Origin of the sequence: Agrococcus sp. Marseille-Q4369 (assembly GCF_018308945.1) — a bacterium.
Classification (GTDB): domain Bacteria; phylum Actinomycetota; class Actinomycetes; order Actinomycetales; family Microbacteriaceae; genus Agrococcus.
The window spans coordinates 1,671,086-1,688,962 of sequence record NZ_CP070501.1; the positions used below are offsets into that span (position 1 = coordinate 1,671,086).

17 protein-coding genes and 1 pseudogene are annotated in these 17,877 nt (G+C 70.9%); 10 read left to right on the forward strand and 8 right to left on the reverse strand.

Going from position 1 to position 17,877, the window contains the following annotated elements; translation table 11 throughout:
- The first annotated feature begins 54 nt into the window (after nucleotides 1-54).
- The 4 genes and pseudogenes from JSQ78_RS08365 to JSQ78_RS08380 all read left to right on the forward strand — a co-directional run bounded on the left by JSQ78_RS08365 (nucleotide 55) and on the right by JSQ78_RS08380 (nucleotide 5,725).
- Nucleotides 55-1,245, forward strand: a complete 1,191-nt coding sequence (locus tag JSQ78_RS08365; RefSeq protein WP_249295562.1) for a Fic family protein — start codon at nucleotides 55-57, stop codon at nucleotides 1,243-1,245.
- Between the two features lie 100 nt (nucleotides 1,246-1,345).
- Nucleotides 1,346-2,797, forward strand: a complete 1,452-nt coding sequence (locus tag JSQ78_RS08370) for a phytoene desaturase family protein (protein WP_211446966.1) — start codon at nucleotides 1,346-1,348, stop codon at nucleotides 2,795-2,797.
- 67 nt (nucleotides 2,798-2,864) lie between these two features.
- On the forward strand, nucleotides 2,865-4,106 hold the full coding sequence (locus tag JSQ78_RS08375) for a Fic family protein (protein WP_211446967.1): 1,242 nt from the start codon (nucleotides 2,865-2,867) through the stop codon (nucleotides 4,104-4,106).
- Between the two features lie 99 nt (nucleotides 4,107-4,205).
- Nucleotides 4,206-5,725: pseudogene (locus JSQ78_RS08380) on the forward strand (lipase maturation factor family protein).
- 133 nt (nucleotides 5,726-5,858) lie between these two features.
- Here the strand turns inward: JSQ78_RS08380 and JSQ78_RS08385 are convergent.
- Entirely contained in the window at nucleotides 5,859-6,995 is a 1,137-nt protein-coding gene (locus JSQ78_RS08385) for an FUSC family protein (RefSeq protein WP_211446968.1), read from the reverse strand.
- A gap of 114 nt (nucleotides 6,996-7,109) precedes the next feature.
- Here JSQ78_RS08385 and JSQ78_RS08390 point away from each other — a divergent pair, with 114 nt between their 5' ends.
- Nucleotides 7,110-7,916 carry a serine hydrolase gene (locus JSQ78_RS08390; protein ID WP_211446969.1) on the forward strand — a complete coding sequence of 269 codons (807 nt, stop codon included), beginning with the start codon at nucleotides 7,110-7,112 and terminating at the stop codon, nucleotides 7,914-7,916.
- 55 nt (nucleotides 7,917-7,971) lie between these two features.
- On the opposite strand, the gene JSQ78_RS08395 is transcribed toward JSQ78_RS08390, so the two are convergent.
- On the reverse strand, nucleotides 7,972-8,163 hold the full coding sequence (locus tag JSQ78_RS08395; RefSeq protein ID WP_208065207.1) for a hypothetical protein: 192 nt from the start codon (nucleotides 8,161-8,163) through the stop codon (nucleotides 7,972-7,974).
- A gap of 540 nt (nucleotides 8,164-8,703) precedes the next feature.
- On the opposite strand from JSQ78_RS08395, the gene JSQ78_RS08400 reads away from it, so the two are divergent.
- On the forward strand, nucleotides 8,704-9,237 hold the full coding sequence (locus JSQ78_RS08400; protein WP_211446970.1) for a hypothetical protein: 534 nt from the start codon (nucleotides 8,704-8,706) through the stop codon (nucleotides 9,235-9,237).
- A 371-nt stretch (nucleotides 9,238-9,608) separates the two neighbouring features.
- Nucleotides 9,609-10,052 carry a hypothetical protein gene (locus JSQ78_RS08405; protein WP_211446972.1) on the forward strand — a complete coding sequence of 148 codons (444 nt, stop codon included), beginning with the start codon at nucleotides 9,609-9,611 and terminating at the stop codon, nucleotides 10,050-10,052.
- On the opposite strand, the gene JSQ78_RS08410 is transcribed toward JSQ78_RS08405, so the two are convergent.
- Nucleotides 10,049-10,294: a glycine zipper domain-containing protein gene (locus JSQ78_RS08410; protein WP_211446973.1), complete on the reverse strand. Its 246-nt coding sequence runs from the start codon at nucleotides 10,292-10,294 to the stop codon at nucleotides 10,049-10,051. The two genes, JSQ78_RS08405 and JSQ78_RS08410, sit on opposite strands and share 4 nt — an antisense overlap.
- A 71-nt stretch (nucleotides 10,295-10,365) precedes the next feature.
- On the opposite strand from JSQ78_RS08410, the gene JSQ78_RS08415 reads away from it, so the two are divergent.
- A complete protein-coding gene (locus JSQ78_RS08415; RefSeq protein ID WP_211446974.1) occupies nucleotides 10,366-11,349 on the forward strand; it encodes a Gfo/Idh/MocA family protein in 984 nt (327 codons plus the stop codon).
- A gap of 20 nt (nucleotides 11,350-11,369) precedes the next feature.
- Here JSQ78_RS08415 and JSQ78_RS08420 read toward each other — a convergent pair whose 3' ends face one another.
- Nucleotides 11,370-11,561 (reverse strand): hypothetical protein, encoded by a 192-nt coding sequence (locus JSQ78_RS08420; RefSeq protein WP_211446975.1) that lies wholly within the window; start codon nucleotides 11,559-11,561, stop codon nucleotides 11,370-11,372.
- Nucleotides 11,562-11,621: 60 nt separating this feature from the next.
- Nucleotides 11,622-11,906 carry a DUF2277 domain-containing protein gene (locus tag JSQ78_RS08425; protein WP_211446976.1) on the reverse strand — a complete coding sequence of 95 codons (285 nt, stop codon included), beginning with the start codon at nucleotides 11,904-11,906 and terminating at the stop codon, nucleotides 11,622-11,624.
- A gap of 155 nt (nucleotides 11,907-12,061) precedes the next feature.
- On the opposite strand from JSQ78_RS08425, the gene JSQ78_RS08430 reads away from it, so the two are divergent.
- A complete protein-coding gene (locus JSQ78_RS08430; RefSeq protein ID WP_211446977.1) occupies nucleotides 12,062-13,678 on the forward strand; it encodes an HNH endonuclease signature motif containing protein in 1,617 nt (538 codons plus the stop codon).
- A gap of 27 nt (nucleotides 13,679-13,705) precedes the next feature.
- On the opposite strand, the gene JSQ78_RS08435 is transcribed toward JSQ78_RS08430, so the two are convergent.
- The 3 genes from JSQ78_RS08435 to JSQ78_RS08445 are packed head-to-tail and all read right to left on the reverse strand — an operon-like array spanning nucleotide 13,706 to nucleotide 17,207.
- A complete protein-coding gene (locus JSQ78_RS08435; RefSeq protein WP_211446978.1) occupies nucleotides 13,706-14,551 on the reverse strand; it encodes a transglutaminase family protein in 846 nt (281 codons plus the stop codon).
- The gene (locus JSQ78_RS08440; protein WP_031223657.1) at nucleotides 14,548-15,477 is read right to left on the reverse strand and encodes an alpha-E domain-containing protein; all 930 of its coding nucleotides are present in this window, start codon (nucleotides 15,475-15,477) and stop codon (nucleotides 14,548-14,550) included. Before JSQ78_RS08440 ends, JSQ78_RS08435 begins: the two co-directional genes overlap by 4 nt.
- Nucleotides 15,477-17,207, reverse strand: coding sequence for a circularly permuted type 2 ATP-grasp protein (locus JSQ78_RS08445; RefSeq protein ID WP_211446980.1), 1,731 nt, complete (start codon nucleotides 17,205-17,207; stop codon nucleotides 15,477-15,479). The genes JSQ78_RS08440 and JSQ78_RS08445 overlap by 1 nt, the downstream gene beginning before the upstream one ends.
- Before the next feature lie 84 nt (nucleotides 17,208-17,291).
- Here JSQ78_RS08445 and JSQ78_RS08450 point away from each other — a divergent pair, with 84 nt between their 5' ends.
- Nucleotides 17,292-17,810 (forward strand): adenine phosphoribosyltransferase, encoded by a 519-nt coding sequence (locus JSQ78_RS08450; RefSeq protein WP_211450570.1) that lies wholly within the window; start codon nucleotides 17,292-17,294, stop codon nucleotides 17,808-17,810.
- Nucleotides 17,811-17,877: the final 67 nt, after the last annotated feature.

Sequence of the window (17,877 nt, forward strand, 5' to 3'; positions counted from 1 at the left end):
GACGCGCGGCGCGGTGGCGAGTTCCGATCCTTTGTCCCCGACCCGATGAGAGGAATGGCGGTCGTCACGACGCCTGAACTCGACGCTTTGTTGAGCCAAGCTGAGCGCGCGGTGGCCGCTCTCGATCACGGTGCGGGCAGCGCCGACCTGGCCGGCATCGCGCGGTTCCTGTTGAGATCCGAGGCTATCGCGTCGTCGCGCATCGAAGGCATCGCGCCATCAGCCCGACAGATCGCGTTCGCCGAGCTGGCCGAGCACGAGGAGATTCGAACCTTCGGCGCTCAGGCGAAGCTCGTTGCGCGGAACATGACGATCGTTCGGGAAGCGACGACCCGGCTCGCCGAAGCAGAGACGATCAGCCTGGAAGCGATCGACAGACTCCACCGGGCGCTATTGGCCGACGAGCCGCGGCATCACGGAGTCCGGGCAGTGCAGAACTGGATCGGAGGTTCCGACTGGCACCCGCTGGACGCCGACTTCGTACCGCCTTCCCCGGAACGCGTCCCGGCACTCCTTGAGGACCTCGTGCACTACCTCTCCGGGGCGACGCACGCCCCCATCGTGCAGGCCGCCCTCGCGCACGCGCAGTTCGAGACCATTCATCCCTTCACAGACGGCAATGGCCGCGTGGGTCGCGCGCTCATCCATACTGTGCTGGCGCGTCGAGGATTGACGGTCAATGCGGTGCTCCCAGTCAGCCTCGTGCTGGCTACGTTCCGCGAGCGATACATCGATGGGCTGACGGCCTACCGCCACAGCGCGGAGGAGGGATCGCCGGACGCACATGCCGCACGCTGCCGATGGCTGGAGGTGTTCGCTACCGCTGTGCTCCAAGCGGCCGGTCAGGCGAGTCTGCTGCGCGACGAGATCGCGGACATGCGATTGAGGTGGGAGCACAGGGTGGAGGCTCATCGCGCGGCGATTGGCAGACAGCGGCAACTGCGCAGCGACTCCGCGGTGGTGCATATCCTCGCCGACCTGCCATCGACGCCGGTGCTCACCGCTAACACCGTGATGCGCATCCACTCCATCTCGGAGAACGCTGCGATGCGAGCGCTCAACGAACTGCGCGACGCTGAGATTCTGGAAACGCGCTCCACCGGAACGCGCGCGCGGGCCTTCGTCGCGCGCGAGATCCTCGATCTTGTGACGATCACGGAACGGCAGCTCGCGTCGACGCGCTTCGACACCCGGGCGAGTGCGCCGATACGGGAGGTGCCAGCACTTCCCGAGCCCAGAACCTAGGGCCAGCCACGCTCAAGTTGCGGGCGTAGGGTGCCGCGCAAGGGTTGCGGCGCGCCCGGACGGGCCGACGCATCCGCTCGCCACGATCTCGGGAGGCCGCATGACCAGCGCTGTCGTCGTCGGCGCGGGACCGAACGGCCTCACCGCCGCCGCGGTGCTCGCGCGCGCCGGGCTCGAGGTCACGGTGCTCGAGCGGAACGAGACGATCGGCGGGGCGAGCGCGTCGATCCCGGCGTTCGGCGACCAGGCGATCATCGACCCTGGCGCGTCGGGGCACCCCTTCGGCATCACGAGCCCCGCCTTCCGCTCGCTCGGGCTCGAGCAGCACGGGCTCGAGTGGGTGCACGCCGACTACCCGATGGCGCACCCGCTGCCGGGCGGTCGAGCGGCGATCCTGCACCGCGACGCCGAGCAGACCGCGCGCGAGCTCGGCGTCGACGCGAAGGCGTGGCTGCGACTGCACGCGCCGGCGACCGAGGATCCGAACGCGACCGCCGAGGCGATCCTCGGGCCGCTGCTGCGGTGGCCGAAGGACCCGGTGCTGCTCGCGCGCTTCGGGCTGCGCGGTGCGTGGCCCGCGACGCTGCTCGCCCGCTCGGTCTTCCGCTCGGGCGCCGCGCAAGCCCTCTTCGCCGGATCGGTGACGCACGCGACGCTGCCGCTCGGGCATCCGCTCACGAGCGCGTTCGGCGTCGCGTTCGGCGGCGTCGGTCACTCGGCGGGGTGGCCGTTCGCCAGGGGCGGGTCGCAGTCGATCGCGGATGCCCTGGGTCGCGTCATCGAGGCACACGGCGGCCGGATCGAGACCGGCGTCGACGTCGCCGACCTGCGCGACCTGCCGCCGGCCGACCTCGTGCTGCTCGACCTCACGCCGCGGCAGCTGCTGCGCGTCGCGCACGGCCGCATCGAGGGGCTCTACGCGAAGCGGATGGAGACGTGGAAGTACGGCCCGGCGGTCTCGAAGCTCGACCTGCTGCTCGACGGACCGGTGCCGTGGGAGGACGAGCGCGTCGGCCGCGCCGGCACCGTGCACTTGAGCGGCACGCTCGCCGAGATCGCGCACGCCGAGCGCGAGGTGGCGCTCGGCCGCATGCCGGAGCAGCCGTTCGTGCTTGCGACGCAACCGAGCGTCGCCGATCCCGAGCGAGCGCCCGCGGGGCGGCACACGCTGTGGGCCTACGCGCACGTGCCGCACGGATGGCCCGGGGACGCATCCGATGCCATCGAGGCGCAGATCGAGCGCTTCGCTCCCGGCTTCCGCGACCGCATCCTCGAGCGTCGGCCGATGACGCCCGCGGCGCTCGAGCTGTGGAACCCGAACCTCGTCGGCGGCTCGATCGGCGGCGGCACGCTCGCCGGCACGCAGCAGCTCGCGCGGCCGGTGCTCGCGAACCCCTACCGCGTGCCGATGCCGGGCCGGATCTTCCTGTGCTCGTCGTCGGCACCGCCGGGCGGCGGCGTGCACGGCATGAGCGGGTGGCACGCGGCGCACGCGGCGCTCAAGGAGATCGGCGTGCACGAGAATGTCACGAGCGACGGAGCTCTCGGCTAGACACAAACCTCCAACAGGTGGATGACGTATTGAGGGTTTCGTGCCAAACCTTTAGTACCGTGGGTGCATGAGCACGGTTGCCGGCGAGGCCTCGGCTCCACCCATCGCCTCATGGCCCTCTCTTGAGTACGAGACGGCGCATTGGCAGGTCGATGAAGATTCTGGGCTCTCGCGCCGCCAAGCCGCGCTCAACCGGGGCGACTACCAGGCCGCGGTCGTGCCTCATGTCTCGCAGCTCGAGGTGCGCCTGCCTGCTGACCTCGCCGCTGACCTCGACGAAGCGACCGGTGCGCTCGTGCGTCTCGATGCACACGCCGATGAGCAGCTTCGAGGCGAAGCAGAGGTCGCTCCGCTGCAGTCGATCCTCCTGCGCACCGAGAGTGCGTCGTCGTCGCAGATCGAAGGCCTGACGGCGAGCGCGAGGAAGCTGGCCCTGGCCGAGATCGGTGAGGAGACCGGCACCAACGCGATGCAGGTGCATGGGAACGTCCGCGCCATGGACGCGGCGCTGCGCCTGGCTGAGCGGCCGGGCGTTGCGAGCATCCTGGAGATGCACCGGGCGCTCATGCGGGGACAAGATCGGCACACGCCGGGAGCCTTCCGCGCCGAGCAGGTGTGGATCGGCGGTGGCGCGGGGCCCCGAACCGCATCGTTCGTGCCGCCACTCCATCAGCGCGTCGCAGCCGACATGCAAGATCTCGCGGCATTCATCGAGCGCAACGACCTCCCTTCACTCGCGCACGCGGCGCTCGCACACGCGCAGTTCGAGACGATCCACCCCTTCACCGACGGCAACGGCAGGACCGGGCGCGCGCTCGTGCATGCGATGCTGCGACGCGCGGGCACCACCCGTCGTGTCGCGACGCCTATCTCTGCCGGGCTGCTGACTGACCCGGAGGGCTACTTCACTGCGCTGACCGCCTTCCGCGAAGGCGACGCTCGACCCATCCTGGAGACCTTTGCTCGCTCTGCCAGGCAAGCGGCATCATTCGGCACGAGTCTGATCGATGGGCTCGCCGAAGCCCGCGCGTCGATGCGGGATCGAACGACTGCACGGTCCCATTCGTCGGCTTGGCCGCTGATCGACCTGCTCATAGGACAGCCGGTCGTGAACACGAAGTTCGTGATGCAGCGGCTTGGGGTGTCCGCCCCCACCGCTGGCGCGGCACTTGCCCGGCTCGAGGAGGACGGCGTGCTGCGACAGACGACGGCCGGTCGCAGGAACCGGCTATGGCAGAGCGACGACGTGCTCGGCGTTCTCGACCGCCTTGCAGAGCGCATACGGCGGGCGTCGTCCGGTCGCGCCTGAGCTCAGCTGTCCGGCGAGGAGGCATTGCGCCCACCGGGCTCATTGCCGTCCGGATCGCGAGACGTCACGCTGGTTGTGGTCGCAGGGGAGGAGCGAGTCATGGTCGGGCTGGAGTGGCTGGAGTGGCTCGACGCCCCGCACGCCGAGCTCGCCCGGCAGGTGCTGCAGCGCGGCACCGCCGCGATCTTCGCGATCGCGTTCCTCTCGACCCTCCTCCAGTTCCCCGCGCTGCTCGGCGAGCGCGGCCTCCAGCCCGCCCCGCGATACATCGCCGCCGGCGGCCTCGAGGGCGTGCCCAGCATCTTCCGGTGGCACTACTCCGACCGCATGCTGCGCATCCTCTGCGTCGTCTGCATCGCGATCGCGCTCACGCTCGTCGCCGGTCTTCCACAGGCGGGGCCGCCGTGGGCGCCGATGCTCGCGTTCCTCGCGCTCTGGATCGCCTACCTCTCGATCCTCCCGATCGGGCAGACGTTCTACGCCTTCGGCTGGGAGCTGCTGCTGTGCGAGGCGGGCTTCCTTGTCGCGTTCCTCGGTTCCGACGACCACGCTCCCCCGGCGCTCACGCTCCTGCTGATGGTCTGGCTCGTCTTCCGCCTCGAGTTCGGCGCCGGCATGATCAAGCTGCGCGGCGGCAGCGAGTGGCGCGACCTCACGGCGCTCATGTACCACCACGAGACGCAGCCGATGCCGGGGCCGCTCAGCCGCTGGGCGCACCTCGCGCCCGCGTGGTGGCACAAGCTCGAGGTGCTCGGCAACCACGTCGCTCAGCTCATCGCGCCGTGGGTGCTCGCCGTCGCGTTCGTCGGCGCCACCGCCGCGGGCGCGATCGGCCGGGCAGGGCCCGCCGCCAGCATCTCGCTCGCCTTCGCCGCCGTCGCGACGGTCTCCGCCGCGATCATGATCCTCACGCAGGGCTGGCTCGTCATCACCGGCAACTTCGCGTGGCTCAACTGGATCACGATCGTGCTCGGCTTCGCGGCCGTCGACGATCGCGTCGTCGCGTGGCTCGTGCCCGCCTGGCCGTCGACGGGCGACTACGAGCCGACGCCCGTGTGGTTCGGCATCCTCACCATCGTCCTCGTCGTCGGCTATGCGTGGCTGTCGATCCCGTCGGTGCGCAACCTCTTCTCGCGCCGCCAGCTCATGAACGCGTCGTTCAACCGGTGGCGGCTGGCGAACGCCTACGGCGCCTTCGGCACCGTCACGAAGCAGCGCGACGAGATCATCATCGAGGGCACGCTCGAGGCCGAGCCGCGGGACGGCGACTGGGTCGAGTACGCGTTCAGGGGCAAGCCGGGCGACGTGCGGCGCGTGCCGGGCTGGTTCGCGCCGTACCACCTGCGGCTCGACTGGCTCATGTGGTTCCTCGCCCTCGGCGCGCACGGACCGTGGTTCCGGATGCTGCTGGTGCGCCTGCTGGAAGCCGACCGGCCGACCCTGCGGCTGCTCGCGCGCGATCCGTTCGGCGGACGTCGCCCGCGTGGGTGCGGGCGCGCGTCTACCGCTATCGATTCGCGACGCGGGAGGAGAAGCGCGCGACCGGCCAGGTGTGGATGCGGGAGGGCGGCTCGCTGCTCGTCGCGCCGATGCGGGGCTCGGCGATCGACGACCAGTGAGTCATCGCTGCGGCGCTGCGTTCGTGCCGCCGCGCCGCGCTCGCATTGCAGGTAGAGGGCGAGTCGCTGGAAACGCGGCCGCGATGGAGCGACACGACCTATACCTGTTCGCCCGCAGGCCGCGCTGTCGCTGCTACGGCCCCTGCACCTGCGGCGCCGCCGTCGCCGCCGCTCGGTCGATGCGGCTCCGGATGGCGCGCAGCGCGAACACGACCGCGGCGAGGCCCGACTCGGGGCGGTCCCGGGTGACCGCCTCCTCGTAGAGCGCGTCGATGGCCTTGCCCGACGCATCCGATGCCTGCTCGACGCCGTCGAGCTCCTCCCACGCCCGCAGGTGCGCCGCGAGCGCCTCGACCGCGTCGGCGGTGAGCTGCCGCTCCGCCTCGTCGATGCTCACCTCGACCGGCTGTGACCACGCAGCGCCCGCGAGCGCGTCGAGCACATCGATCGCGCGATGCACGACCGCCCGCAGCGCCGCGACCGCTGCGGCATCGCGCTCGACGTCGTGCGGTCGAAGCTTGGCGCGCGGGTTGAGCCGCCTGCTCTCGCGAGCCTCGCGCACGTCGTCGGCGAGCGCATCCACCCACCCCTCGAGCTCGGGACCCCACGAGGCCCAGTCCTCCCGCTCGGGCGGCCACTCGCCGCGGAGCGTCTCGGCGAGCTCGTCGAAGCGATCGGCGAGCTCGAGCACCGAGGTGTTGATGCGTCGGTGCGCCTCTCGATCCCACAGCGGCGGCCGGGCGAGCGCGTTGATGATGACGCCGACGACGAGGCCGAGCGTGAACTGGCCGACGTAGCCGGTCGCGTAGCCGTCGGGGTCAGCGCCGCCGAAGAGGATGACGAGCACCGCGACGACCGGCACGACGCTTGCGCCGATGCCGAGCGTCGCCGCGCCCTGCAGCACGACGCCGACGGCGCCGATGATGCCGATCTTGGCGAGGGCCGGGATGTCGATCCACAGCATCGCCATGCCGAGGGCTGCGCCGAGCACGAGGCCGAGCGCCTGCTGGAGCGCGGCGCGCGCGATGGTGAAGAAGGTGGTGCCGACGGTGATGAAGGCGCCGAGCGGGGCGGCGTAGGCGTAGTCCGAGAGGCCGCCGGGCAGGATCGACCCGATGCCGAGCGCGACCATCGCTGCGAGCGCGGTGCGCACGGCGATCGCGATGCGCTCGGGCGGCAGCCAGCGGTAGAGCGCGCGCTTGGCCTTCGGCGCGACGGATGCGCGGCGGCTCTCGGGCGCGCCGGCGGACGATGACGACGGCCGGGCCATGCGGTCACGCTAGCCTCACCGACTGGAAGTGGCGTGCCGATCGCCACCCGTTCGTCGAGGAGCCACCGCAGGTGGCGCATCGAGACGAACCCCCGCTTCGTAGACTCCCCCTCGATGACCGCAACGCATCCGCCCCTCACCGACGCCGCGACCTGGTCGGTGCTCGTGCGTGACGTCGCGACGGGCGAGACCGTCCTCTCGAGATCGCCCGAGCTTGAGCTCTCAGCCGCGTCGACGCCGAAGCTGCTGCTGCTCGTCGCGTGTGCGGTGCTCGCCGAGCGCGGCGACCTCGACCTCGACGAGCGGCTCGACCGGTCGAGCGTCGAGCCGGTCGGCGACTCCGGTCTGTGGCAGCACCTCGCGCAATCGACGCTCGCGGTGGGGGATGCCGCGATGCTCGTCGCATCCGTGAGCGACAACCTCGCGACCAACGCGCTGCTCGAGCGGATCGGTCTGGATGCGGTCGAGCGCGTGCGCGCAGAGCTCGGCATCGAGGGCGTGCGCCTGCACGATCGCGTGCGCGACCACCGGGGGCCGGAGCATCCCGCCCGGCTCGGGACCGCATCCGCCACCGGTCTCGCAGACCTCATGGTGCGACTCGCGGCTCGCAGGCTGGGGTCGGCGGCAGTGAGCGACCGGGTGCTCGGCTGGCTCCGCCATTCGGTCGACCTCAGCATGGTCGCCGCGGCGTTCGCGAAGGATCCGCTGTCCCACGGTCACGGAGCCGAGCACCCTGGGATCGTGAACAAGACCGGCACCGATGCGGGTGTCCGAGTCGACGCCGGACTCGTGCTGGGCGCGCGGCGCACGCTCGCCTACGCGGCGCTCGCGAACTGGGCGCCGGAGACGGACACGACGGATGCGGTGCTGACGTCGATGCGCGCGATCGGCGCCGAGCTGCGCCGGTTGGTCGAGGAGTAGCGCCGCAACGAGAAGCGGGGCCGACCCCGAAGGGACGGCCCCGCTGTGGCTGCGGTCATCGCAGCAGGGTGCGCGCGAGCGCGTCGAGGCGGAACTGCTCACGAGCGGCGAGTGCCGCCTCGTAGGCCTCTGCCTCGCGTCGCTGCTCCTCGAGCTGCTGGGGCTTGAGAGCCCAGCGCTCCAGGTGGCGCGATGCGTTCAGTGCGAGCCGGCGAGGAGCCGGCAGCACCAGCGTCGAATTCGACATGGTGGTTCTGCTTTCTGGCATGGCGATTTCGCCCCGTCAATGGGCGCGAGATATCGCAAGATGAATTGCGTGAGAATGGCGCGCTCGCTGCACTCGAGTGATGAATGCGGCTGCGCGGAGTGCGGCGGGAGCAGAGCGGCCGGCAGGTGTCCGGGCGCCGTGCAGCAGCCGTGGTCAGCGTGCGGTGAAGAGAGGAGACGCAGGGCTCAGAAGCCTGCTGTGGCCTGGCAAGAACGAGTCCGTGATGGACTCGGCAGCCGTCGGCCCGTGCGCTCCGCCGCTAGCAGACCCCGCCAGCGAGGAGGGTCCCAGCGGGAATCATGTCGGTGATGAACATCGCGAGCTCCTCCTTTCAGCTTGGCGTGGAAGTTCGCGGTCATGAAGGTATAACGGTCGGAGCGAGAAGCGCAAGTCCATTCGCGATGTTTCTTTGTCCGAGTTTGTGTTGGGGGACATAAGCGAGTGCTCGTCACTCGGGTCGGCACGTGAGCCTGTGGAGAGCACTGTCGGCGTCCGACGCTGCTCGCGTACTCTGCCCGCATGTTCCGAAAGCGGACGGCGCGGGCAGCCCTGGCCCTACTCGTCAGCGTGGCCTTAGCGGGGTGCGGCACCTCGGATCCGCAGCCGACGAACTCGCCAACCACAACGCCGTCCGAGTCGGTGGTCACCGAGGTAAGCGCAGAGGCCGCGGCGCGTGCTGCCTTCGATGGATTCTTCAGCGCTGTGGACGCGCAGTTCGCAGACCGGTCGCCGTCGGCCGCAGGACTCGAAGCGTACGCCGAACCCGCGCTCGCGGCGGAGTATGCCGAAGCTATTCAGACGTCGTTGGACCGCGGTCAAGTCACGCGCGGAGTCCCTACCGTCCTGACGTTCGCAACAACGGACTTCAGCGCGGACGGCGTGATCGCCGATCTGTGCACCGACAGCAGCGGGCTCCGCACGATCGACGACCAGGGCCTCGAGCGACCAGGTGCCGCAGTCTTGCGGTGGACTGCAGACTTCTCTCTCTCTGACGGCACGGCGCTGATTCGATCGCTGGAGCCCCATCAGGACGCTGCCGAATGCACTGGCTAGTCGCGGCGGCTATAGGTGCCGCCTTACTCACTACATCAGGACCGCCCGCGGACCCATGCACTGAACTGGATCTGTGGAGCGGGCACTGCTTCATCGATCCGGGTAGTGGCGAAGTCGTGGTGGGCGGGTCGCTCATCCACCCGGGGATCGGCCCGGCCGAGCCGGGCGCTGGAGGATCAGCCATCGCCGCTCCGAACGACGAAGCCGAGCGTGCGTGGCGTGCCTATCTCCAGATGCTCCACGACCGCTGCGTCGCGATGGGCGAGAACGTGGACGAGTGCCCGCCACCCCCTCCTCCGCCGGGGGAGCCACTGGAAGCTGAGTCCTTCGACCCCATCACCATCAGCGACCTCGCAGCTTTCCGCCCGCTCGTGGGCGAGCTCGTGGTTGAGCCGGACGGCTGGGGCGTCGTCGGCACGCCGACCAACTTCTACGCGACTGCTCAGACGCACACGATGACCGGTCAGCTGTTCGACGTCCCGATCGAGGTGCGGTGGACGCCGACCTCGTACGTCTTCGACTACGGGGACGGGACGTCGGAGACGAGCACCGCATCCGGAAGCCCATGGCACGGACCGGAAGAGTCGTGGACCGAGACGACCACGAGCCACACGTACGCGTCCCGCGACGATGTGACCGCATCCCTCACCGTCGTCTTCACCGCCGAGGTCGACGCAGGCGGCGGCTGGTTCCCCGTGCCCGGCACGCTGCCGGTCGCGGCGCCGAGCGTCGGCGTGAAGATCTTCGAGGTCGGGACCGTGCTCACGAACGGCGACTGCATGGCCAACCCGACGGCAGCCGGCTGCGGAGGCTAGTCGCCGCCCCCGGCGCCGCCGTCTCCACTGTCGCCGCCGTCGTCCGGCTGCGCAGCAGTGCCGCCGTCGGAGCCGCGCGAGTCGTCCTGGCTGGCCCCGAAGGCCACGCCGAACGCGATGCCGATGCCCATGCCGATCGCGATGCCGAGCGCGAGGTTGTCCATCGCGACACCGATCGCAGCCCCGATGCCGAGGCCGATCGCGATGCCGGCGCCGAACATCCCTGCTCGCTTCTCGTCCATGCAGGCCACGCTAGGGAGCGGCGCCGACGGCCGCCTCCCTCCGACGAGGGAGATCGCACTAGGGTCTCCGCATGACGACCTCCTCCCCCGGTTGGGGCATCCTAGGCGCCGGAGGTATCGCCGGCGCCTTCGCCCGCGACCTCGCGACGGCGGGCATGCGCACGGTCGCGGTGGGGAGCCGCGACGACGAGCGCGCCCGAGCGTTCGCCGAGCGGCACGGCATCCCGAACGTGCACCTCGGCTACGAGGCGCTCGTCAGCGATCCCGAGGTCGACGTCATCTACGTCGCGACCCCGCACTCGCACCACCGGGAGCACGCGCTCCTGGCGATCGACGCCGGCAAGCATGTGCTCGTCGAGAAGGCGTTCACGACGAATGGCGATGACGCGCAGGCGGTCGTCGACGCGGCGCGCGCGCAGGGCGTGTTCGCGATGGAGGCCATGTGGACGCGCTTCCTCCCCACCATGGTCGCCGTCCGCGAGCGGATCGCGGCCGGCGAGCTCGGCGACGTGCTGAGCGTGCAGGCCGACCACTCGCAGATGCTCGACCTCTCCCCCGGCAGCCGCCTCATCGAGGCGGCGCTCGGCGGCGGCGCGCTGCTCGACCTCGGCGTCTACTGCGTCTCGATCGCGCACGCGATCCTCGGGCCGGTTACCCGCATCCAGGCATCCGGCGTCGTCGACGGCTTCGGCGTCGACCACCGCGGCTCGGCGATCCTCGAGCACGCGGGCGGCGGCATCTCGACGCACACGTTCTCGATGATGACGCTCGGCTCGAACCGCGCGACGATCGCGGGCACTGACGGCGTCATCGAGCTCGACCCCGCGTTCTACGCGTGGACGCGCTACCGGCGACGCCACGCATCCGCTCACTCCACCGCGGTCGAGGAGTTCGAGCCCCAGCTCGTCGGGCGAGGCATGCAGTTCCAGTCCGCCGAGGTCGAGCGCTGCATCGCAGAGGGGCGGCTCGAGAGCGAGCTCATGCCGCTCGACGAGACGGTGGCGATCATGCGCGTCATGGACGAGATCACTGAGCGGATGCGTTCAGGCGCGTAGTGCGAGACCCCTCGGCGGCCCTACACGCCGTCAGCATCTTCAACGGCGGTCGACGGCTGTCCGAACAGCGCCTCCGCCATCATCCCGCCGGCGACGCCGAAGATCATCCAGATCCCCAGCTGATCGGCGGGCGCGTCGAACGCCGTAGCTGCGACCGCGCCGACGGCCATGCCGAGGCCGACCCAACCGAAGAACCCGAGCCATCTCGCCATGCCTCCACGCTATGGGCGCGGGTCAGCTCGCGACTCCCCCGTGCGACGGAGCGGCGGCCCTCAGCCCGCCGCGAGCGCCTCCCGCTCGGCGATGCGGACGCGCACCTCGGGCCGCCGCAGCGGCGGCACCGTCTTCGGCGGCTGCCGTCGCTCGGGCAGGTCCTCGAGCAAGTGGTGCGTGATGTGCGCGACCTCGGCGACGGCCCGCTCAAACGCGTCGCGAGTGCGGTCGGTCGGATGCGTGATGCCCGACACCTTGCGGATGTACTGGCGGGCAGCGGCCTCGATCTCCTCGTCGTTCGCGGCTGGCTCGAGACCGCGGAGCTCGGTGATGTTCCTGCACATGCAGGAAGGGTAGATCCGGGCGCGGTGCCGCGCCAGACGCTGGCGCGGGCAGTTGGGCCGCGGTCGCCCGAGTTGTCCACAGCCATCGACCCGGGTCCGCGGCGTGTGGGTGGTCTTCAATACTCTGTGCGGAACAGGGATTCGAGGAGGCAGTGATGTCGACCACCGAGCAGGCCGCGGCAGCGATCCGCGCCGCCCGCGCCGTGCTCGATGACCTCGCCTCCATCTCCAGCGCTCCGCGCCAGGAGGTCGTCGATCTGCTGCACCAGACGGCAGAGCTCGCCCGCATCGTCGATGCGCAGCGCGTTCGCCTCGCGGGCGAGATCGAGCAGCGCTCGAAGGGTCCAGAGGAGTCGTCGATCTGCGCTTTGATGGGCAAGCGCAGCCCGAAGGAGGCCGTCGCCTCGGCGTTCGGCATCCGTGCGGGCCAGGCGGCAGAGCTGCTCTCGACGGCCAGGGCGACCAGTCGATCGGTCGGCATCAGCGGCGGCAGCGTCGAAGCACCGTTCCCGCTCGTCGCGGCCGCGCTCGCCGAGGGCGCGATCTCGCTCGCCCAGGTGCGCACCATCGTCTCCGAGCTCGCCCCGGCCGCGCCGAGGGCAGATCTCGACCAGCTCGCCTGGGCTGAGCAGAAGCTCGTCGAGGCGGCCACCGACGCCGCAGCGCCCCTCGTGCCAGAGCTGCTCGCCGTCCGCGCGAAGGCCTTCGCGACGTACCTCGATCCCGACGGCGTGCTGCCGAACGCCGAGCGGCAGTACGCGCAGCGCGACCTGCGCATCTGGCAGCGGCAGAACGGCATGTGGCACTTCGAGGGCGACTCCCCGGCGGAGCTCGGCTCGCAGTTCAAGGCGCTGATGGATGCGTACACCGCGCCGCGCGCGAAGGTGCGATTCGTCGACGACGACGCGCCGCGCGACGATGCAGCCGAGGCCGACCTCGACAACCGCTCGCTCGGACAGAAGCGGCACGACGTGCTCATGGGGCTCGTCGCGGCGCACGCGGCGTCCGGTGACGCTCCCCTCGCGGGTGGGGCGCCACCGCGCATCGTCCTGAACGGCACGATCGAGGCGTTCGACGCGTACATGCAGAACGCGGAGCACCGGGAGCGCACCCTCGCCATCGAGCACACCGGCGACCTCGTGCCCATCGAGACCGTCGATCGACTGCTGTGCGAGGCAGTCGTGCAGCGCGCGGTCGTCGACGAGCGCGGCCACGTGCTCGACCTCGGGCGCGAGCAGCGCCTCTTCACCAAGCCGCAGCGCATGGCACTCGCCGTCCAGTACGAGGGATGCGCGACGCCCGGCTGCCACATGCCGGTCGCCTGGACCGAGGTGCACCACGTGCTCTGGTGGAGCCGAGGCGGGCCGACCGACACCGAGAACGGGATTCTGCTCTGCACGCACTGCCATCACGAGGTGCACGCGGGCCGGCTCCTCGTCGTCGGTGAGCCGGGCGACTGGCGCGTCGTGCCGCAGCTGCGGCCGAGCGATCCCTACGCGCGCGCCGTTCGCTCCGGAGAACCGCTGCGCGCGATCACCGCCGGCGCAGCCACCGCATCAGCCGCCGCCGCGACATCGCTCGCGGTGAGGCTGCCCGACCCGCCGCCTCTGCCAGCGCCTCCGCCCCTGGCGCGACCGCGTCGACGAGTGCGCGGACGCGGCGCATCGCTGACGGAGCGCAGGCTGCTGCATCGCCTGGGCGACCGCCGCAGGCGCCCGAGCTGGGCTGCCGCAGACTTCCACGCGCGACGCAACCTGGTGCTGCGGACCTGAGCCGCGCTCGGTCTGCGCCGACAGGGCTCAGCTCTCCTTCGTGATCTCCACCGAGACGAACAGCTCGCTCTTGCCCGCTCCGGCGTAGACGCCGCGCAGCGGCGGCACGTCGTTGTAGTCGCGGCCGAGGCCGACCTTCACATGGCGGTCGCCGATGTCGATGAGGTTCGTCGGGTCCCATGCGTTCCACTCACCGGTGAACCACTCGACCCACGCGTGCGACTCGCCCCGGATCGTCTCGCCGATCACCGGCTCGCGCTTGGGGTGCAGGTAGCCTGAGACGTAGCGCGCCGGGATCCCGACCGAGCGCAGCGCCCCGATCGTGATGTGCGCGATGTCCTGGCACACGCCCTTGCGGTTCTCCCATGCCTCGGAGGCCAGCGTGTGCACGTGCGTGACGCCCGACATGTACTCGATCTGCTCGCCGACCATCCGGGCGATCGCCGCCGCCGCGGCGCCCGGCGTCTCGGACGCATCCGCGATCATCCGCGCCGACGCGACGAGGTCGGCCGACGGGCGCGTGCGCCGCGTCTGCCCGAGCTGCTCGACGTACTGCGTCGCTCGCGCCGCGACCTTCTCGAGCTGCTCCCACGAGAGCTCGTGCCCGCCGGTGAGCCGCGGCCGCACCTCGACGAGGCTCGTCGCCGTCAGCTGCAGCTCCGTGTGCGGCGCGAGCACGTCGAACGAGACGACCTTCGTGCCCCAGTAGTCGTCGTAGGTGTTGACCGAGGTGCTCGGGCGCACGTCGAGGTTCGAGTAGATGACGAACTGGCCGTCGCTCGTCGACGGCAGCATGCGCGACTCGTTGTAGGAGGCGACGACGGGCCGCTCGTAGCGGTAGCCGGTGGTGTGGCGGATGCGGAGCCGGCTCACGAGGCCTCCCTCGTCCAGGCGGGCATGTTGTGGGTCGGGAAGTAGCGCTCGCGCACCGCGTGCGACACGGCCGTCGTGGTCGACTGCACCTTGTCCATCACCGTCGGCAGGCGCTCGATGATCTCCTGGATCGGCGTGAACTCGAGCTCCGCGCGGATCTGCCCGAGCATCCGCTGGGCCGGGTCGACGTAGCCGACGCGGTCGTGCCTCGGCTCGATGTCGTGCAGGCAGTCCTCCGCTCCCCGGATCGAGAACAGGATCGAGCGCGGGAAGAGGCGATCGAGCAGCAGGAACTCCGCCGCGTTCGTCGACGAGGGCACGCCGCGGTAGGTGCGCAAGTACGCCTCGTAGGCGCCGACCGAGCGGAGGATCGTCGTCCACGAGGGGCCCGACGCCTCGGTGAGCGCGCGCGTCGCGAGCAGTCGCGCGACCATGTCGGCCCGCTCGATGAAGCGGCCGAGGTTGAGGAAGCTCCACGCATCGTCGCGACTCGCGGTCGAGTCGGCCATGCCGCCCGCGAGCGCCGCGCGCTCGCGCACCCAGCCGAACATGACGTGCACCTGCTCGGGGCTCACGCGCCGCGGCATGTTCGCGTAGGTGGCGTTGAGCACCTCCCACAGCTCGGTCGAGATGATCTCGCGCGCGCGGCGGGCGTTCTCGCGCGCCGCGTTGACGGAGTAGGCGATCGATGCCGGCTGCGAGCGGTCGGTCGCGAGCGTGTTGACGACGTCGACGCGCGTGAGCTTCCGCTCCGGCGGGGCGTCGTGCCCCATGACGCCGAGCAGGGCGCGGCACGCGGTGTCCTCGTCGACCGCGACGTCCTCGAGCAGCAGCTGGAGGTAGACGTCGAGGATGCGCGCGGTGCCGTCGGCGCGCTCGATGTAGCGGCCGATCCAGAACAGGCTCTCGGCGATGCGGGAGAGCATCATCGGGCGTCACCTCCGTCGGCGGGGCGTCTCGATACGCCGGCTGCGCCGGCGGCTCGACGAGCGGGTGGCAGCGAGCGCGCGGATTGCTGCTGCTGCTCCGCCTGCGTCGACTTCGTGGTCGGCGCATCCTGCGGCGACTGGTCCTGCGGATGCTCCCCGAGCGCCGCCGCGGCCGCTGCGGCCGCCGTCACGATCGGGATGGGCCGCGTCATCGGCTCGCCCGAGGCGCCGAACTCGGCGTCGTGGTCGATGAGCGGCAGCTGCTCGCGCGGACCGGCGAGCACCCACGTGTCCTTCGAGCCGCCGCCCTGTGAGGAGTTGACGACGAGCTGTCCCTCGGGGAGCGCGACGCGCGTGAGCCCGCCAGGCAGCACCCACACATCCTTCCCGTCGTTGACGGCGAAAGGGCGCAGGTCGACGTGGCGCGGCCGCATGCCGTCGTCGACGAGCGTCGGGATCGTCGAGAGCTGCACGACGGGCTGCGCGATCCAGCCGCGCGGGTCGTCGAGCAGTCGCTGCTTGAGCGCCTCGAGCTCCTCGGGCGTCGCGTCGGGACCGACGACGAGCCCCTTGCCGCCCGAGCCGTCGACGGGCTTGACGACGAGCTCGTGCAGGCGGTCGATGACCTCCTCGAGCGCTCCCGGGTCCTCGAGCCGCCACGTGTCGACGTTCTTGAGGATCGGCTCCTCGGAGAGGTAGTAGCGGATGAGGTCGGGCACGTAGGTGTAGACGAGCTTGTCGTCGGCGATGCCGTTGCCGACCGCGTTCGCGATCGTGACGTTGCCGAGTCGCGCGGCGAGCATGAGGCCGGGGCTGCCGAGCATCGAGTCGGCGCGGAACTGCAGCGGATCGAGGAAGTCGTCGTCGACGCGGCGGTAGATGACATCGACGCGCGCTGGCCCCTCGGTCGTGCGCATGTAGACGCGGCCGCCCGAGGTGAACAGGTCGCGACCCTCGACGAGCTCGACGCCCATGAGGCGCGCGAGCAGCGTGTGCTCGAAGTAGGCGGAGTTGTAGACGCCGGGCGTGAGCACGACGACGCGCGGGTCGTCGACGCCCGCGGGCGCGGCGGCCCGCAGCGCGTGCAGCAGCTTGTCGCAGTAGTCGCCGACCGGCCGCACCCGCATCGACGAGAACATCTCGGGCAGCGTCTGCGCGATCACGCGGCGGTTGGAGATGACGTAGCTGACGCCCGATGGCACGCGCACGTTGTCCTCGAGCACGCGCCACTCGCCCTCCTCGTCGCGGATGAGGTCGATCCCCGAGACGTGGATGCGCACCCCGTTCGCGCCGACGACGCCGGCGGCCTGGCGGTGGAAGTGCGTGGATGTGCTGATGAGCTTCGCGGGGATGATGCCGTCCTCGACGGCGCGCTGCGGACCGTACATGTCGGCGAGGAACGCCTCGAGCGCCCGCACGCGCTGCTGCACGCCCGACTCGACGTGCTTCCAGTCCTCCGCCGTGATGATGCGCGGGACCGCGTCGAGGGGGAACGGCCGCTCCTCACCCGCGAAGTCGAACGTCACGCCCTGCGCGAGGTAGGAGGTGGCGAGCGCGTCGGCGCGAGCGCGGAGGTCGTCCTTCGACATCTCCGAGAGCGCGTCGTACAGCGGCTTGTAGGGGCCGCGAGCGTCGCCCTTGCGCTCGAACATCTCGTCCCACGGCGTGCCCTGCCGCTTGCGAGGCACGGCGAAGGGCTTGTCGTAGTCGTCGAAGAGGTCGCCCATGGCGCGAGCCTACTGGCGACGGCGGCTGCGTCCCTGCGATCGCGGCGGGCGACGAGCCGCGGCGGCTAGCCTCGGCCGGTGCCGATGCCCACCCCCGACCAACTCGCCCGCGCCGAGTCGCTCATCGCGCTCACGCCCGACTGCCCGACCCGCGGCGTGCTGTTCCGCGACATCGGTCCGATGCTCGAGGACGCGGATGCGCTCGCTGCCGTCACCGAGGCACTCGCCGCACCGTTCGAGGGCGGCTTCGACCTCGTCGCGGGCGTCGAGGCGCGCGGGTTCCTGCTCGCGGGCACCATGGCGGCGACCGCTCGGACGGGCCTCCTCCCCGTCCGGAAGGCCGGCAAGACGCCGAGGCCAACCGCATCCGTCGACTACGCCCTCGAGTACGGCGTCGCGACCATCGAGGCCGCGGGCGACCTCTCAGGTCGTCGCGTGCTGCTCGTCGACGACGTGCTCGCGACCGGCGGCACGCTCGGCGCGGCCGCGCGGCTCGTCGAGGAGCTCGGCGGCGAGGTCGCGGGCGTCGCGGTCGTACTCGAGCTCTCGGCGCTCGGCGGCCGCGAGCGGGTGCCGGCGACGCACGCGGTCTTCAGAGCTTGACTGCGAGCCTGCTTCGGGCCACGCTCGGCGCCGGCCGTCGTACGCGGAACCATGTGTCATAGTGAGG

Excerpts from the sequence above, each read along its gene's own strand:
- JSQ78_RS08385 (WP_211446968.1), bottom strand. The coding sequence starts at position 6,995 with ATGGCCCGGCCGTCGTCATCGTCCGCCGGCGCGCCCGAGAGCCGCCGC.
- JSQ78_RS08420 (WP_211446975.1), bottom strand. The coding sequence starts at position 11,561 with ATGGCGAGATGGCTCGGGTTCTTCGGTTGGGTCGGCCTCGGCATGGCC.
- JSQ78_RS08415 (WP_211446974.1), top strand. The coding sequence starts at position 10,366 with ATGACGACCTCCTCCCCCGGTTGGGGCATCCTAGGCGCCGGAGGTATC.
- JSQ78_RS08395 (WP_208065207.1), bottom strand. The coding sequence starts at position 8,163 with ATGTCGAATTCGACGCTGGTGCTGCCGGCTCCTCGCCGGCTCGCACTG.
- JSQ78_RS08375 (WP_211446967.1), top strand. The coding sequence starts at position 2,865 with ATGAGCACGGTTGCCGGCGAGGCCTCGGCTCCACCCATCGCCTCATGG.
- JSQ78_RS08390 (WP_211446969.1), top strand. The coding sequence starts at position 7,110 with ATGACCGCAACGCATCCGCCCCTCACCGACGCCGCGACCTGGTCGGTG.
- JSQ78_RS08370 (WP_211446966.1), top strand. The coding sequence starts at position 1,346 with ATGACCAGCGCTGTCGTCGTCGGCGCGGGACCGAACGGCCTCACCGCC.
- JSQ78_RS08450 (WP_211450570.1), top strand. The coding sequence starts at position 17,292 with ATGCCCACCCCCGACCAACTCGCCCGCGCCGAGTCGCTCATCGCGCTC.
- JSQ78_RS08410 (WP_211446973.1), bottom strand. The coding sequence starts at position 10,294 with ATGGACGAGAAGCGAGCAGGGATGTTCGGCGCCGGCATCGCGATCGGC.
- JSQ78_RS08430 (WP_211446977.1), top strand. The coding sequence starts at position 12,062 with ATGTCGACCACCGAGCAGGCCGCGGCAGCGATCCGCGCCGCCCGCGCC.
- JSQ78_RS08365 (WP_249295562.1), top strand. The coding sequence starts at position 55 with ATGGCGGTCGTCACGACGCCTGAACTCGACGCTTTGTTGAGCCAAGCT.
- JSQ78_RS08425 (WP_211446976.1), bottom strand. The coding sequence starts at position 11,906 with ATGTGCAGGAACATCACCGAGCTCCGCGGTCTCGAGCCAGCCGCGAAC.
- JSQ78_RS08400 (WP_211446970.1), top strand. The coding sequence starts at position 8,704 with ATGTTCCGAAAGCGGACGGCGCGGGCAGCCCTGGCCCTACTCGTCAGC.
- JSQ78_RS08445 (WP_211446980.1), bottom strand. The coding sequence starts at position 17,207 with ATGGGCGACCTCTTCGACGACTACGACAAGCCCTTCGCCGTGCCTCGC.
- JSQ78_RS08440 (WP_031223657.1), bottom strand. The coding sequence starts at position 15,477 with ATGCTCTCCCGCATCGCCGAGAGCCTGTTCTGGATCGGCCGCTACATC.